General features: G+C 43.5%; 11 protein-coding genes and 3 rRNA genes. 1 reads left to right on the forward strand and 13 read right to left on the reverse strand.

The genetic code is table 11. From position 1 onward, the window contains the following. Positions 1-42 precede the first annotated feature (42 nt). The 10 genes from QNI29_RS16280 to QNI29_RS16325 form a co-directional block, all read right to left on the reverse strand. Entirely contained in the window at positions 43-1,155 is a 1,113-nt protein-coding gene (locus QNI29_RS16280; RefSeq protein ID WP_231417522.1) for a toxic anion resistance protein, read from the reverse strand. A 4-nt stretch (positions 1,156-1,159) separates the two neighbouring features. Next, on the reverse strand, positions 1,160-2,797 hold the full coding sequence (locus QNI29_RS16285; RefSeq protein WP_231417523.1) for a YceG family protein: 1,638 nt from the start codon (positions 2,795-2,797) through the stop codon (positions 1,160-1,162). Beyond that, positions 2,797-3,804 (reverse strand): helix-turn-helix domain-containing protein, encoded by a 1,008-nt coding sequence (locus tag QNI29_RS16290; RefSeq protein ID WP_231417524.1) that lies wholly within the window; start codon positions 3,802-3,804, stop codon positions 2,797-2,799. The genes QNI29_RS16285 and QNI29_RS16290 overlap by 1 nt, the downstream gene beginning before the upstream one ends. Before the next feature lie 10 nt (positions 3,805-3,814). Further along, positions 3,815-4,888, reverse strand: coding sequence for a cysteine protease StiP family protein (locus QNI29_RS16295; RefSeq protein ID WP_231417619.1), 1,074 nt, complete (start codon positions 4,886-4,888; stop codon positions 3,815-3,817). A 44-nt stretch (positions 4,889-4,932) separates the two neighbouring features. Then, on the reverse strand, positions 4,933-6,303 hold the full coding sequence (locus tag QNI29_RS16300; protein WP_231417525.1) for a phosphoribosyltransferase family protein: 1,371 nt from the start codon (positions 6,301-6,303) through the stop codon (positions 4,933-4,935). After that, positions 6,239-7,381, reverse strand: a complete 1,143-nt coding sequence (locus tag QNI29_RS16305) for an HpcH/HpaI aldolase/citrate lyase family protein (protein ID WP_231417526.1) — start codon at positions 7,379-7,381, stop codon at positions 6,239-6,241. The genes QNI29_RS16300 and QNI29_RS16305 overlap by 65 nt, the downstream gene beginning before the upstream one ends. Before the next feature lie 64 nt (positions 7,382-7,445). Next, the gene (locus tag QNI29_RS16310; RefSeq protein ID WP_231417527.1) at positions 7,446-8,237 is read right to left on the reverse strand and encodes a TerC family protein; all 792 of its coding nucleotides are present in this window, start codon (positions 8,235-8,237) and stop codon (positions 7,446-7,448) included. Between the two features lie 18 nt (positions 8,238-8,255). Then, a complete protein-coding gene (locus tag QNI29_RS16315; RefSeq protein ID WP_231417528.1) occupies positions 8,256-8,834 on the reverse strand; it encodes a TerD family protein in 579 nt (192 codons plus the stop codon). A 125-nt stretch (positions 8,835-8,959) separates the two neighbouring features. Next, positions 8,960-9,541, reverse strand: a complete 582-nt coding sequence (locus QNI29_RS16320) for a TerD family protein (RefSeq protein ID WP_231417529.1) — start codon at positions 9,539-9,541, stop codon at positions 8,960-8,962. A 30-nt stretch (positions 9,542-9,571) separates the two neighbouring features. Next, the gene (locus QNI29_RS16325; RefSeq protein WP_231417530.1) at positions 9,572-10,186 is read right to left on the reverse strand and encodes a TerD family protein; all 615 of its coding nucleotides are present in this window, start codon (positions 10,184-10,186) and stop codon (positions 9,572-9,574) included. Positions 10,187-10,533: 347 nt separating this feature from the next. Between QNI29_RS16325 and QNI29_RS16330 the strand changes: the two genes are divergently transcribed. After that, positions 10,534-10,995 (forward strand): GNAT family N-acetyltransferase, encoded by a 462-nt coding sequence (locus QNI29_RS16330; protein WP_231417531.1) that lies wholly within the window; start codon positions 10,534-10,536, stop codon positions 10,993-10,995. 68 nt (positions 10,996-11,063) lie between these two features. Here the strand turns inward: QNI29_RS16330 and rrf are convergent. From rrf to QNI29_RS16345, 3 genes are all read right to left on the reverse strand, one after another. Continuing rightward, positions 11,064-11,179, reverse strand: a 5S ribosomal RNA gene (rrf, locus tag QNI29_RS16335). A gap of 185 nt (positions 11,180-11,364) precedes the next feature. Then, positions 11,365-14,279 (reverse strand): 23S ribosomal RNA (locus QNI29_RS16340). Between the two features lie 213 nt (positions 14,280-14,492). Then, a 16S ribosomal RNA gene (locus QNI29_RS16345) occupies positions 14,493-16,055 on the reverse strand. Together the 16S, 23S and 5S rRNA genes form the textbook arrangement of a ribosomal RNA operon. Between the last annotated feature and the right edge of the window lie 81 nt (positions 16,056-16,136).

Here is a 16,136-nt window from a genome sequence, read left to right on the forward strand (position 1 = left end):
TCTTAGATCATTATACTATTCCCCAGTAATAGAAGGCGAAACTTAGGAAGGAGAATTAAGTTGATTGTTCTTCTGCTTATACGTATCTTGTAATTCCTGAATACGCTGACGGCCTTGATCACGAAGCTGTTTATTCTCATCTTCTATCGCTTTCGTGTCTTCCATTCCTTTTAGAATCGTGTTAAAGGATTCTTCAATCGTTTCAATCTTAATACTCGGTGCACCCGCAAGCTTAGCAATCTCTGTACTTTGCTGAGCAACGTTTTGAGCATTACGCTGCAACATCTCATTCGTTCGACGGTCTAGTTCACTCATCCCGTCTGCCACTAGTTTCTGTCTCTTAGCTGCCACAGCTTGAATTACACTCGTCTTGAAGATTGGGATCGTTGTAACGAACGCTGAATTAATTTTATTGACTAGCTTTGTGTTGCCTCGTTGCAACAGACGAATCTGAGGCGCCTGTTGGAAAGCTACCATTTGAGCCATCTGTAAGTCATAAACTCTTTGATCCAGAAGCTCGACGCCGTTTCGGACCGTTTCAAGTTCCATTGAAGCTCGCTGGTTCCCTTCAGCCGCTTGTTGTTCAAGCTTCGGCATCACTTCATTCTTCAGTTCTTCTGCCTTCAATTGACCGGCAACAATATATTTGTCTAGTTCAAGATAAAACTCATAGTTCTTCTCATACATGTCTTCAAGTGTATGAGTGTTGTCGACCATTTCATCACGATACTTTGAGATTTCAATATTGATCTTTTCAATTTCCCCGCCAAGCGTTTGATATTTATCAAAAATCTTTTCAATCATTTTCTTACTTCGATTGAAGAACTTCCCAATAAATCCACCTTTTGACTCTTCAAAATCTTTCTTGTCGAACTTGTCCATTACTTTACCAAGTTGCTTTAGCATTTGGGAAGAGTCTTCCATACTTGAGTTCTTCATCGTACCTAAAATTTGATCAGAGAACTTTGAGATTTCATCCGCAGGTTCTTTACCAAAAGCTAACAATTCGGTTTGCTGACGCTCATCAATGGATTCCTTTAATTGAAGAACTTGAGGATCATTCGACAGTTCTTGTTTAATTTCATTTGCCTTATCTTCTGTCAGCTTCTCTTCTACTGGCTGCAGGTCTTGTTCAGTTTGTGTTCCTTGTGCCATACAATCACTCTCCTAGTAATTTTAATAATCTAGATTTCAATTTATCTTTAATCCCAAAACTTTGTTTAAACTCTAAATCAAAGACCATATCATCAAGCATATGAAGGTCAAATACCTCTTTCTCAATGAACTGTTCTAAATCCTTGTTTCCTGTAGGACTGTACAGAACTAGATCTACGCCAAGTTCATGCAACAAAAGAAGCAAAACAGCATCGCTTCGTGTTAAGCCACCGTTATATTCGTTGTTATAGAGAATAACTTTTGGCACATCTTGCGAGTAGTCAAATTTTTGAAGAAGACGCATAAATACATCAGGCATTTGTGTACTTTGTTTAAATAGATAGAGCGCCACATCTTCAGAGCTTTCTCCGCTTTCAGGGTACAATTTATTCTGTTCACACAATCGAATAATCGCTTCGGCAATTCCTCTTTGTAAACCATCCGGCAAGTGCTTGTACTGCCAGAAATTCCCGCCCATCATTTTAGAAGCATCTAACTGTCCTCTTCCGTCTAATGAATGTCTGTAGTGATACAGGTAGTTCCCTTTTATCTCTTCTGTAAATGGGAATTGTTTTACAAGATGTGCGTTCTCTTCCTCTAATAATTGTTGTACTCTTGACCAATACTCGTTGCGATTCTCGGTTACACCGACTACTTTCGCAAAGATGGAAGGAATATAAACGGTCTGATTCTCTATATAAAAATCAGGCCTCACGAAAGCTTTCTCTTTAGAGAGTATGAAGATCTCATCATACGTTGTCTTCATGGTCACAGACGCAGGAATATAATCTCTAAATTGCCATGGCTTATAAATTTGAGAGTTATCATGATTAATAGCCCTCTCAATTTGTTTAGATGCCTTGTAAGCAACCGTCGAACTCCGTTTCTTTCTCTCGGTTGGGAAAGGCTTTGGTTCTGCCGAGTAGGCATTCTCAACGACGATCGACCTTGAGACATCCAGATCAAAGCGTTCAAATATATTCAATTTATTCGGATGATAAATCACTAAATCAAAGCCGAGTCTATACATGTAGTACAGAAAGTAGGTTTGACTTTTTGTGGCGTCCCCGTACCAGAGCACTTTAGGGAAGTTCCCCTCTCCTTCTTGTGCTTCCATCCAAGGATGAACGTGATTGTTCGTCCATTTAATAAGGTCAACAATGACACGCTGGAAGTCAGGGTCCTTTAAATTTCCAGCATGTTTTTCCCCGTAAAGAGATAATACGTCCATAAGAATTTTACGGAGGTGTTTGTTATAAACCCCATTGGTCAATCTGGGTAGAATTTTCTTTCCATCAAGAAAAGCAACAAAACGATTTGGCGTTAATGGGTCTTGCTGGTGCATTTTTATTAACTCTTGTAATGATTTCAATGTTTCAGAATCAATTTGTTTATTGAGCTCACTGTTTAAAGGATATAGAGAAACATATTCATCATCATGAGCTAGGTCATAGATTTCATTGTAATATTCATCCTCATCCTCAGCCATTCCAAGTACGTGCGCTATATATTGGGGCACGTATAGCGTTTTCTCTTCAACGCCATATCCAGAGCGCTCTTCGTTTCGTTGTTTCAATACTTCTTTCCATTTATACTCCTTCACACCTTCTACTAGTGTGGAGCAAACCGCTTGAAATTGCATTACAGGGTAACCCCCCTTTCAATTGGAGATGCGGATGGTAAAGGTGAACCAAAGACAGCTTTCATACCACTTACCGTTACAGCATAGGAAGAACCAAATTTCCGAATGGTTCCTGCAGGAAAATCATCTTTTCGTTTACGCAACGTAGAGGAATCAATTCCCCATAACATACACGCTGTCTTTGAACTAAGAATTTCAGGTTGATCTAAATTCGACGAACTAAGTAATAAAACCTCTAAAAGCAAACTTTCCGGGGAAAGGATCCCCTCCTTATCGGTTACTCGAAGCGAAGTTACTGGTGAATGATCAGAATCAAGCTCACTTCCTTTTGCTGTAAAGGCTATGGTAGTGGACGAAAGCATGGGAACATCTAATAAGGAATCCCCTGCAGAAATGGAGAACGCCTGATTTTCTCTATCTTTAATAAAGGTGACCGCATCCCCTTTGTTAATAGGCTTTGGGATTAAATAAAACTTTCTCCCATGCAAGGTCGCTTCCCACCCCTTCACGTCACACCACTCCTGAAAGTTATGAATAGCCTCCTCATTCGTCTTTTCAGGATCCACTATATAATAGAAGAACCAACCATCCGCATCACGTTCTTCTATTAACCATTCTTTTGAAAAGCTTTCTTTTAGTTTAGCACGAATCTCCTCCCTGCTAACACACTCCTGATTACATCTATTTACGATGTGTTCATGCCACTCCTCGTCTACTTTACCATTTATGAGAATGACAGCTCCGTTACTAACTACCGCATAGGGAGGTGTTTGATTGCTTTGGAATAATTCGATTCGTTCATATTGTGCTTTTGTTCTAGTTGTTACTGGAACAAACATCACAGAAGAACGGACTTTGTTCAGAAGGTGTATGGCTGTTTCTGTCATAAATGATTGTTCTTTTCCGTTCACTTCTTCAATTGCTCTATAGCTCCGATCTTCCTTTACAGGTTGTATAAAACGTTTAGAAAAGATAATCGTACGATCTAAATCACTTGCAAATAACATCTTGATCCCCTCATACTTTCTTAATTAAGCCACAGCAGGCATAAGACATCCCATCATATTCTTCAATTGGCACATCGTTCTCTCTGGCAAGTTGAAAAATATGACTTAGTGCCGGGTCATTCCGGTCCTTTACAAGCACCTTCCACGGTACTCTCCGGAGTAACACTCTCGTTGTTTCTCCTACCCCAGGTTTAATATGATGGATCTGTTCAATACCTTGTTCGCGCTGAATATTTTTTACTTCCTGCAAACCTTGCCAGGACGGTTCTTCATCCAACACTTTAAAACTTTGTGCCTCACGCTTGACGCAAGGCATGACCTTCTCTAATTCTTTCGTTATAACATCTATATATTCGTTTGACCGATCCGCATCTGCTAAATGTGTATAATACTTGGCACCATGAAAGTCATCTTCCCCGATATATTCCCTGTTCAATACTGTTCTACTTACAAGTCCAGAAACCGTAGAGTTTAAACATGCATTTGGAATAAGGAAATCTTCTCTAGTACCATATAATGCAGAACAATGACCTGGGTCAGCTAGAACGGCTAATGTTGGATCAAGGGACAGACCTTCTAGGTTCAGATGTTTACATGACTCTTGTAACTCTTTCGTAATAGCTCCCTTTCCAGTCCACCCATCTATGAATTGGATGAGATGATCCGGGTGACAACGGCGAATATAATGAAGTGCATTCTCGTCAATTCCGCGACCTCGAATAATAGAAACACTATAATGAGGAACATCTAGCCCATAAGCCAGCTTCAAATATCGTTTAATTAAGATGCCTATCGGAGTGCCAGCTCGAGCCAAGGAAACAAGTACGAGCTGTTTTCCGCTTCGTTTTAGGATCTGTTCAGAAACAAGACCAGCTGCTTTAGCCACTTTCTCTTTATAATAATCTAGCGCCTTTTCATATAAATTCATATAGGTAGCTGTTGGACTATACTCAATAGGGAGCATTTCAGAATAATGAACCCCAGATTGAATAGCCTTCTCCCTAACCTCTAATCCATCCTCTTCGACTTGACCGTTTAAATTTTTCAGAAGAAACAAGACATCTTCACGTGCATAACTTCCCATTTCTTCAATGATTTCGTGATTGATTCGTGACAATTTCCTTCCTCCTATGAACTGAAATCAACAAGATAAATAACAGATGCTCCTGTCTTTTTCAATTCATCAATTAGGGGTTCATAACATTCTCCTCTAGATCCATGCTCTAAAAACACAAAAATCTCATCATATTGCTTATATGGAATGTTATACACATAATGCGAGATACTAGCATCTTCTGGACTAGGGTACTGATAAGCATTCTGAACCGCATATCCTTCCCGAGTGATAGCATGAATTGGGCTTCTTGTCGTTGATTGATAACAAACATCATTTCCCATATGAGAAGCAGCTTTCATAGGAATATACATAAACTCCCCTGTTCCAAGACACAATGTAGACTTCCCTTTACGGACCATAGATAAGTAGGTTCCCAATCTCTTAATGGCCCCTTCTAATAAGAATTGTTCATCGCTACTTAAACCAAAGCGGCCAGAATAACTTAAATATGAGCGCTCTTTCACATCTCCTGAGGTTGTTATAGATTGTGTATATTCCGTTGACTGATAAGGAAAAATCGGCTTAACTTTTAGCGTTCTAACATCCGCTTCTGGTTGAATAGAGGGAACTTCTTCTTTTACAGGGGTAAGGTCTGGATCGCCATTTACTTCGATCGTCCCACTGACTAAGCTTAAAACCCGCACTCGAATTCCTAAACGCTGCTCTAGTTCTTTGAATTGTTGCCTATGTTTTTTTGTACGCCAATCTAAAATAGAAAGAACCGTATATTCTGTTCGGGGGTAGGCCTCTTGTAAAGCCTCTATGATATTTAGAGCGGTTTTTCCTGTTGTAATTTCATCATCTACCAACACGATTGGATCGTTATTCTCGAACAATTCACGCTTTCCATAACAAATCTGATCAGTTGCGTGGGAATGCTCTTCCTGAAATTCAAAAGTAGGACGAACACTTTCTAACACTTCTCTGGTCGAATGTATATAATGGGCGTTTTGAAAGTTCTCAAATACGGCATGACCTAATGCCGTAGCCGTTTCGGCAAATCCTATAAATAGATGGGATTGGGGAAGAACCGTTTGAGAAGCGCCCGTTGTCGCCTGAGTAGGAAGGTGTTGGGCGACTGACTGAACCCAATCCGAATAAGATGGGTGCTTTATCCCTAGCAGATGTTCCTGGTATAAAGCAGCAAGTAAAGCTCCTGTATCAAGCGCTCTTTGAGGTTCTACAGGAATATGCTTGCCTAAAACTTTACTCACAAAGAGAAAGCTTCTATTCTTATTTATCCGAGCTGCCATATTAAACAATTGATTCAAGTCGATTCCAAAAGGATTTGATTCCTCATGAACGGTTACTTGAAGTCTATCTGTGATAGGATAATGGAACACTTTCTTTTTCGAGTAAGTTAACGTATGATTTGTCATCATGAAACACCCCATAAACTTTTGATTTCATAAGTACTTCGATAGCCCAACGCTGGTGTGGTTTAGCTTCGTTCATTTTGTTGGCATATGGACTAATCGAGGCACCGTTTCCTCGCCCTACTTCATTTTTATGTACAATCTCAAGAGCGTCTTCGTAATCTTCTTTCGATACGACATGCATGGCGTTAACCAGTTGGATATGAGAAGGGTGAATAATAGTCTTCCCGCACAGTCCGTTAAGTTGATCTTTTTCGATCTCGCGAATAAATCCATACACATAAGGAGAGCCTTCCTTTAATGCTAGATAAGTATTCTCGTACTTTCTTTCGAAGAACTCCCATACGGGACCTGAAATCATGTACTCCTCACTATTTCTACCAAAGAAATTAACGACATCTCCAATAAAATCATGTAACAAGGAGATATCATAGATCGTACTGTCAAACTTTCTTCTCATACCATAAAGTCCACTTAGATCTGTGCCGCCTATCCGGATGTTTAATATAAGGTGCCGAAATTCATCAAATAACTTTCGAATCTCATTCATTTCCTGCACCCGTGTGTCTTTATACAAGAATTCTTCTGTTTCGATAATCGGCATTGCAAATAGTGAGATTCCCGTATCTTCTACAATTTGCTGAAGTTGTTCTAAATACTCTCTGCCATTTTGACGATTGAACTTAGGAAACACAAAACCGGTAATCACATGTAAAGCGCTTTGTAAGCGATCAGCAATTCGTTTCATTTGTTCAACATTCCGAACACGAATAAACAAGAAAGGAAACTGCTCCGGATCCATTTCTGCTGATAAGAGTAATTGTACTTCTTGAATCATATGTTCTTCTGCTTCCTGTACTTCTTCGTCATGAATAGAATCTTCCAAGCACAGTACCGCAGAGGATAAACCAGGTAATTGATGCATAAGCCTATAACCAATCCGATCCTTAATGGCTGGAATATATAGCGTAGCTCCTAATGCTCGCGCAATCTCTTTCTTAGGAGAATGAGAACCAATCTGTTGAGGAGGCATGTAAAAAAGCTCTTCACAATCAGAAGAGGTTAACCTATTAAAATGCTTCATAGTTTAAGTTCCTCTCAAAAATCATAATAAATGATACAAAAAAAGGAGGAATAACTCCCCCTTTTTATTGTTGATCTTCCGTTGCTGCTGTCTGAGCAGAGGATTGATCTTTTCTCATATAGTGAATGATAAAGGTAATCGCAAATGCTCCAACGATGAAGCCAAAGAACCACCAATGTCCTATTTCAACATGCACAATACTTAGACCCATCTTAACGGCAATAAATCCAATTAGGACGTGGGCCGTTACTTCTAACTCTGGTACATTATCCAACAGCTTTAAGAAAACGCCTGCTATACCACGCATCATTAGGACACCTAGCATTCCTCCGACAAGTAGTACCCATACCTGTTCACTAACTGCAAAGGCTGCCAAGATACTATCGACTGAAAAAGCCACGTCCATGATTTCGACGCCAATCACGGTACCCCAGAATAAACCGAACGTACGAATGAGGATTCCGTTCTTATTCATTCCGTTTCCTTCAGCGTCCTCATCAGATTGCTTGTGTTTATAATGATCAATAAAGAATTTAATACTTAACCATGCAAGGTAACCTGCACCAAGGATCTTGACCCACCATAGTTTAATTAAGAACATACCTAAACCGATAGCAATAAACCTAAATGCGTAAGCCCCTAATAAACCATAGAATAAAGCCTTCTTCTGCTTTTCCTTTGGCAAGTGCTTAACCATAACAGCAAGTACCAAGGCGTTATCAGCAGATAACAAACCTTCAAGAACAATTAACGTCCCGATATAACCCCAGCTGACTGGATCGGTTAACACCTCAGCCCACATGGACCAATTAAAAAACTGAGCATATGTGTCTAATATGCCTTGTAATATCTCCATAATTCTCCTCCTAGATGATTAAACCTCTAAGCCATAATTTCGGCATAATGCAGCAAGACCTCCGGAGAAGCCACTTCCTACAGCACTAAACTTCCATTCTCCATTATGACGGTACAACTCACAAACAACAACAGCTGTTTCGATAGAGAAATCCTCACCCAAATCATAACGGATCAACTCTTGACCATCTTCTTCATTTGCGACGCGTACAAAAGCATTATGGACCTGGCCAAAGTTTTGACTCCGTGCATCTGCATCATGAATTGTGACTGTAATGGCTACTTTTTCAACTGAAGAAGGAACTTTAGAGAAGTCGATTGTGAGTTGCTCATCATCACCTTCTCCTTCACCTGTTCGATTGTCTCCTGTATGGGCAACAGCTCCACTTGGATCTTGCAAGTTGTTGTAAAATACAAATTCAGCATCGTTTTGAACGTTCCCATTAGCATCTGTTAAGAACGCTGAAGCATCTAAGTCGAAACTAGCTCCACTATCATATTGGTTAATATCCCACCCCAGGCCAATAACGGCTTTCGTTAAACCAGGATTTGTTTTTGTTAGATCAATGCGTTGTCCTTTTGAAAGTGAAATAGACATAGGTAAGTCTCCCTTCGTTCTCTGTGATTCATCATTCACTGCTCTTTCATATAAAAGGGGCCTCCCCCATCTGAAACAAGCTCATGCTTGCTCGTCGGAAGGAGTAGCCCCGTATCAATTAGTGCTTATGCTACAGTTAATCCAAAGTCTGTCGCTAGCGCAGCTAGTCCACCTTCATAACCGCTGCCAATCGCACTAAACTTCCACTCACCATTGTGGCGATATAATTCTCCAACAACAACAGCTGTTTCAATAGAGAAATCTTCTGCTAAATCGTAGCGGATCAGTTCTTCTTGATTATCAGAATTCACAACGCGTACAAAGGCATTAGAAACTTGTCCGAAGTTTTGGCCACGTGACTCAGCATCATGAATCGTAATCGTGAACGCAATTTTCTGTACATCTTGAGGAACAGTACTAAGGTCAATTTGAACCTGCTCATCATCGCCTTCACCAGCACCTGTAAGGTTATCACCTGTATGCTCAACTGCTCCATCAGCACCAGTGTTGTTATTATAGAATACAAAATCCTGATCGGAGCGGACTTTACCAGAATCATTTAATAGAAATACAGAAGCGTCTAAGTCGAAATCTTTACCTGTATCAAATTTATTAACGTCCCATCCAAGTCCTACAGTGATCTTTTTCAGCCCTGGATTCCCTTTTGTTAAATCAACTTTTTGTCCTTTTTGCAAACTTACTGCCATGTTTAATCTCTCCTTTTATAGATTAGTAGTTTATGAATATTTCTGAACGATCTCACTTAAAGAAACATCTGAGGTCGCTTCACCTACTGCGGCAAACTTCCACTCTGTTCCATCACGGTATAGCTCCCCTGGAATAAGTGTTGTCTTACCAGTATGGTTATCTGTTAAGTTAAAGCGAATTAACTCTTCATTATTTTGGTCATTCTGTATGCGAATAAACGCATTTTGAATCATTCCAAAATCTTGATTACGTCTTTTCGCATCATAAATATTGACGATAAATACAAGTTTATTATATTCAGGTGACACTTGATCCAAGTTAACAAACACTTGCTCGTCATCGCCTTCACCTGCTCCAGTTAGATTATCTCCAGTGTGAGTAATGCTTTTATCTGAACTTTTCAGATTTCCGAAGTACACAAGGTCACCTTTATGTACAAATTTATCATCTTTAAGCATAATAACGGACGCGTCACAGTCGATTTCAGGACCGCCACCGCCTCCACCAAACAGCGCGCCTAGCAGGCCGCCCTTTTTGCCAGAGTTTTGCACTGGGTCCCAACCTAAACCTACCATAACCTTTTTAAGTCCTGGATTGCTTTTTGTTAAATCGACACGTTGACCTTTCTGTAATGAAATAGCCAAATTCTCACACTCCTTAATAATATACAACCATATGTCACGCTTGCGTGATCCACATCTCGACCATACAGTTTATTGATAATTTTGTCAAATAAGCGCCCTTATTGAAGGCTTTTTTCCGTTACTATCATGTATTACGGTTTAACACGTTCCTGCGTTTCATATTTTTAATAAATTTGTCGATTATTTTTATAAAGGACGATTTAAATGCTAGTAGATCTGATATTAGCAACTAATCATCCACTAAATCTTAAAAACCATAGTAGCAAAGCTCACTATATGCTAAAGTCTTCCTATGCCTATCCTTACTTGTAAAGCCTTGGATAAAATAAAAATCAGGAGGTATTACGTTGAATAATGATAAGGTTCAGTTCACAAAAGCAAATGATCGAGAGCGTATGTTACCATTTCTTAAATTAGCTGATGATAGCGAGAATATGATTCGAGACTATATCCAAGAGGGTGAGCTTTATGAGATTGTGGTAGATGATCAGACTGTAGGTATTATCCTTTTTACTTTTACGGCTAGAGATATAGTTGAAATAAAAAACATGGCGCTAGTTAACAGCATGAGAAGGAAAGGGATGGGGCGAGAAGTGATTAAGCGTTTTTCCGAACATTATAAAAAATCAGGCTACTCCTATATGATTGTAGGAACAGCTAATTCTAGTATTGGAAATTTAGCCTTTTATCAGAAAGCTGGGTTTCGTTTTGATCACATCAAAAGAGACTTTTTTTCTTCCTATGAAGAGCCAATCGTAGAAGATGGGATTCGTGCCTTTGATATGATCATGCTTAAAAAGACCCTTTAATAAAAAACTTTATACGATTTCTAAACATACAAAAAACCTCAAAGGATTATATCCTTTGAGGTTACGTTGCATGGCGGCGTCCTACTCTTGCGGGGGTGAAACCCCGACTACCATCGGCGCTGAAGAGCTTAACTTCTGTGTTCGGCATGGGAACAGGTGTGACCTCTTCGCCAATACCGCCATACTATTGTTTTGTTGAAGGAGTACCTTCAAAACTAGATAAGAATTACGACATCGTGCCTTTTACGTTTTTACGTCTAGCTCCAGCTCCCAGACCCTAGCGTATAAGTCATCTTTTCTACAAAGGCTAAAGCCTTTTTCGAAAATCTGTCTTATCCGTACGGGTCTAGGCGGTCGCTTGCGCTTTTGTTAGTTAAGTCCTCGATTTATTAGTATCGGTCAGCTGCACGTGTCACCACGCTTCCACCTCCGACCTATCAACCTTGTCGTCTACAAGGAATCTTACTCACTCGAAGTGATGGGAAATCTCATCTCGAAGTGGGCTTCATGCTTAGATGCTTTCAGCACTTATCCCTTCCGCACGTAGCTACCCAGCTATGCTCCTGGCGGAACAACTGGTGCACCAGCGGTGCGTCCATCCCGGTCCTCTCGTACTAAGGACAGCTCTTCTCAAATTTCCAACGCCCACGACGGATAGGGACCGAACTGTCTCACGACGTTCTGAACCCAGCTCGCGTACCGCTTTAATGGGCGAACAGCCCAACCCTTGGGACCGACTACAGCCCCAGGATGCGATGAGCCGACATCGAGGTGCCAAACCTCCCCGTCGATGTGGACTCTTGGGGGAGATAAGCCTGTTATCCCCGGGGTAGCTTTTATCCGTTGAGCGACGGCCCTTCCATACGGCACCGCCGGATCACTAAGCCCGACTTTCGTCCCTGCTCGACTTGTAGGTCTCGCAGTCAAGCTCCCTTGTGCCTTTGCACTCTGCGAATGATTTCCAACCATTCTGAGGGAACCTTTGGGCGCCTCCGTTACTCTTTGGGAGGCGACCGCCCCAGTCAAACTGCCCACCTGACACTGTCTCCGGACCGGATCACGGTCCTGGGTTAGAATGTCAATACAGCCAGGGTGGTATCCCACGGATGCCTCCACCGAAGCTAGCGCTCCGGCATCGACGGCTCCCACCTATCCTGTACAAGCTGTACCAACATTCAATATCAGGCTACAGTAAAGCTCCACGGGGTCTTTCCGTCCTGTCGCGGGTAATGCGCATCTTCACGCATAGTATAATTTCACCGGGTCTCTTGTTGAGACAGTGCCCAATTCGTTGCACCTTTCGTGCGGGTCGGAACTTACCCGACAAGGAATTTCGCTACCTTAGGACCGTTATAGTTACGGCCGCCGTTTACTGGGGCTTCGGTTCAAAGCTTCGCTAATGCTAACTCATCCCCTTAACCTTCCAGCACCGGGCAGGTGTCAGCCCCTATACTTCACCTTTCGGTTTCGCAGAGACCTGTGTTTTTGCTAAACAGTCGATTGGGCCTTTTCACTGCGGCTCCTCCTATGAAGGAGCACCCCTTCTCCCGAAGTTACGGGGTCATTTTGCCGAGTTCCTTAACAAGAGTTCTCCCGATCACCTTAGGATACTCTCCTCGTCTACCTGTGTCGGTTTGCGGTACGGGCACCTCTTTCCTCACTAGAGGCTTTTCTTGGCAGTGTGAAATCAGGAACTTCGGTACTATAGTTCCCTCCCCATCACAGCTTGTGATTGATGCACGGATTTGCCTATGCATCTCACTCACTGCTTGGCCGCTCACATCCAGTGGAGCGGATTCCCTATCCTACTGCGTCCCCCCGTTGTTCAAACGGAAAGGAGGTGGTACAGGAATATCAACCTGTTATCCATCGCCTACGCCTTTCGGCCTCGGCTTAGGTCCCGACTAACCCTGAGCGGACGAGCCTTCCTCAGGAAACCTTAGACTTACGGTGGAAGAGATTCTCACTCTTCTTTCGCTACTCATACCGGCATTCTCACTTCTAAGCGCTCCACCAGTCCTTACGGTCTGACTTCACAGCACTTAGAACGCTCTCCTACCATTGTTCGTAAGAACAATCCACAGCTTCGGTGTTATGTTTAGCCCCGGTACATTTTCGGCGCAGAGTCACTCGACCAGTGAGCTATTACGCACTCTTTAAATGATGGCTGCTTCTAAGCCAACATCCTGGTTGTCTGAGCAACTCCACATCCTTTTCCACTTAACATAAACTTAGGGACCTTAGCTGGTGGTCTGGGCTGTTCCCCTCTCGACTACGGACCTTATCACTCGCAGTCTGACTCCCAAGGATGAGTCGTTGGCATTCGGAGTTTGACTGAATTCGGTAACCCGATGAGGGCCCCTAGTCCAATCAGTGCTCTACCTCCAAGACTCTTACCTTGAGGCTAGCCCTAAAGCTATTTCGGAGAGAACCAGCTATCTCCGTGTTCGATTGGCATTTCACCGCTACCCACACCTCATCCCCGCACTTTTCAACGTGCGTGGGTTCGGGCCTCCAGCCAGTGTTACCTGGCCTTCACCCTGGACATGGGTAGATCACACGGTTTCGGGTCTACGACCACATACTATTTCGCCCTATTCAGACTCGCTTTCGCTGCGGCTCCGATTTTTCATCTTAACCTTGCATGGGATCGTAACTCGCCGGTCCATTCTACAAAAGGTACGCTGTCACCCATTAACGGGCTCCAACTACTTGTAGGCACACGGTTTCAGGTTCTATTTCACTCCCCTCCCGGGGTGCTTTTCACCTTTCCCTCACGGTACTGGTTCACTATCGGTCACTAGGGAGTATTTAGCCTTGGGAGATGGTCCTCCCGGATTCCGACGGAATTCCTCGTGTTCCGCCGTACTCAGGATCCGCTCCGGAGGAAACAAGATTTTGACTACAGGGCCGTTACCTTCTTCGGCTGACCGTTCCAGATCATTCATCTATCTTGTTTCTTGGTAACTCCAATGGAGCGTCCTACAACCCCAGAGAGCAAGCTCTCTGGTTTGGGCTGTTTCCGTTTCGCTCGCCGCTACTCAGGAAATCGCGTTTGCTTTCTCTTCCTTCGGGTACTGAGATGTTTCAGTTCCCCGAGTCTACCTTCCTTAACCTATGAATTCAGTTAAGGATCCTACCCCATTACGGGTAGTGGGTTTCCCCATTCGGAAATCTCCGGATCATAGCCTACTTACGGCTCCCCGAAGCATATCGGTGTTAGTCCCGTCCTTCATCGGCTCCTAGTGCCAAGGCATCCACCGTGCGCCCTTATTCACTTAACTATCTAATAAAGATGTGAAAAGACGCATCATAATGATGCTTACGTTAAATCTAACGTTGGTTTGATGTCTAATTCTTATCTAGTTTTCAAGGTACTGTTTGAAAGCATTTGAGCTTCCAAAACCGAACGAAACGAACATGGTCAATGGTTTAATGGCACAATGTGTGCCTGCTAGCAAGTCCCGAAGGACTCGCTAGTTCCGTAATATCCTTAGAAAGGAGGTGATCCAGCCGCACCTTCCGATACGGCTACCTTGTTACGACTTCACCCCAATCATTGGCCCCACCTTCGGCGGCTGGCTCCAAAAAGGTTACCTCACCGACTTCGGGTGTTGCCAACTCTCGTGGTGTGACGGGCGGTGTGTACAAGGCCCGGGAACGTATTCACCGCAGTATGCTGACCTGCGATTACTAGCGATTCCGGCTTCATACAGGCGAGTTGCAGCCTGCAATCCGAACTGAGAATGGTTTTTTGAGATTTGCTTGACCTCGCGGTCTCGCGGCCCTCTGTACCATCCATTGTAGCACGTGTGTAGCCCAGGTCATAAGGGGCATGATGATTTGACGTCATCCCCGCCTTCCTCCGGTTTGTCACCGGCAGTCACCTTAGAGTGCCCAACTGAATGCTGGCAACTAAGATTAGGGGTTGCGCTCGTTGCGGGACTTAACCCAACATCTCACGACACGAGCTGACGACAACCATGCACCACCTGTCATTGCGTCCCCGAAGGGAACTCCCTATCTCTAGGGATAGCGCAAGATGTCAAGACCTGGTAAGGTTCTTCGCGTTGCTTCGAATTAAACCACATGCTCCACCGCTTGTGCGGGCCCCCGTCAATTCTTTTGAGTTTCAGCCTTGCGGCCGTACTCCCCAGGCGGAGTGCTTAATGCGTTAACTTCAGCACTAAGGGGCGGAAACCCCCTAACACCTAGCACTCAACGTTTACGGCGTGGACTACCAGGGTATCTAATCCTGTTTGCTACCCACGCTTTCGCGCCTCAGCGTCAGTTACAGACCAGAGAGTCGCCTTCGCCACTGGTGTTCCTCCACATCTCTACGCATTTCACCGCTACACGTGGAATTCCACTCTCCTCTTCTGTACTCAAGTTCCCCAGTTTCCAATGGCCCTCCACAGTTGAGCTGTGGGCTTTCACATCAGACTTAAGGAACCGCCTGCGCGCGCTTTACGCCCAATAATTCCGGACAACGCTTGCCACCTACGTATTACCGCGGCTGCTGGCACGTAGTTAGCCGTGGCTTTCTGGTTGGGTACCGTCAAGGTACCAGCATTTCCTCTGGCACTTGTTCTTCCCCAACAACAGAACTTTACGATCCGAAGACCTTCATCGTTCACGCGGCGTTGCTCCGTCAGACTTTCGTCCATTGCGGAAGATTCCCTACTGCTGCCTCCCGTAGGAGTCTGGGCCGTGTCTCAGTCCCAGTGTGGCCGATCACCCTCTCAGGTCGGCTACGCATCGTTGCCTTGGTAAGCCGTTACCTTACCAACTAGCTAATGCGCCGCGGGCCCATCCATGAGTGACGGCCGAAACCGCCTTTTACCAGTGAACCATGCAGTTCACTGGGTTATTCGGTATTAGCTCCGGTTTCCCGGAGTTATCCCGATCTCATGGGTAGGTTGCCCACGTGTTACTCACCCGTCCGCCGCTCGATCCACAACAATCACCCCGAAGGGATCATGTTGATTCACGCGCTCGACTTGCATGTATTAGGCACGCCGCCAGCGTTCGTCCTGAGCCAAGATCAAACTCTCCATAAAATGTGAGTCTGCCTAGCATCAAAATAAATGATTACTGGCTTTAAAAATCAATTTAAAGACATTGACGTTACATGTTGTTTC

It is taken from the genome of Pontibacillus chungwhensis, assembly GCF_030166655.1.
GTDB lineage: Bacteria > Bacillota > Bacilli > Bacillales > BH030062 > Pontibacillus.

Coding starts and splice junctions, on each gene's coding strand:
- QNI29_RS16280 (WP_231417522.1), bottom strand. CDS start 1,155: ATGGCACAAGGAACACAAACTGAACAAGACCTGCAGCCAGTAGAAGAG.
- QNI29_RS16285 (WP_231417523.1), bottom strand. CDS start 2,797: ATGCAATTTCAAGCGGTTTGCTCCACACTAGTAGAAGGTGTGAAGGAG.
- QNI29_RS16290 (WP_231417524.1), bottom strand. CDS start 3,804: ATGTTATTTGCAAGTGATTTAGATCGTACGATTATCTTTTCTAAACGT.
- QNI29_RS16295 (WP_231417619.1), bottom strand. CDS start 4,888: ATGGGAAGTTATGCACGTGAAGATGTCTTGTTTCTTCTGAAAAATTTA.
- QNI29_RS16300 (WP_231417525.1), bottom strand. CDS start 6,303: ATGATGACAAATCATACGTTAACTTACTCGAAAAAGAAAGTGTTCCAT.
- QNI29_RS16305 (WP_231417526.1), bottom strand. CDS start 7,381: ATGAAGCATTTTAATAGGTTAACCTCTTCTGATTGTGAAGAGCTTTTT.
- QNI29_RS16310 (WP_231417527.1), bottom strand. CDS start 8,237: ATGGAGATATTACAAGGCATATTAGACACATATGCTCAGTTTTTTAAT.
- QNI29_RS16315 (WP_231417528.1), bottom strand. CDS start 8,834: ATGTCTATTTCACTTTCAAAAGGACAACGCATTGATCTAACAAAAACA.
- QNI29_RS16320 (WP_231417529.1), bottom strand. CDS start 9,541: ATGGCAGTAAGTTTGCAAAAAGGACAAAAAGTTGATTTAACAAAAGGG.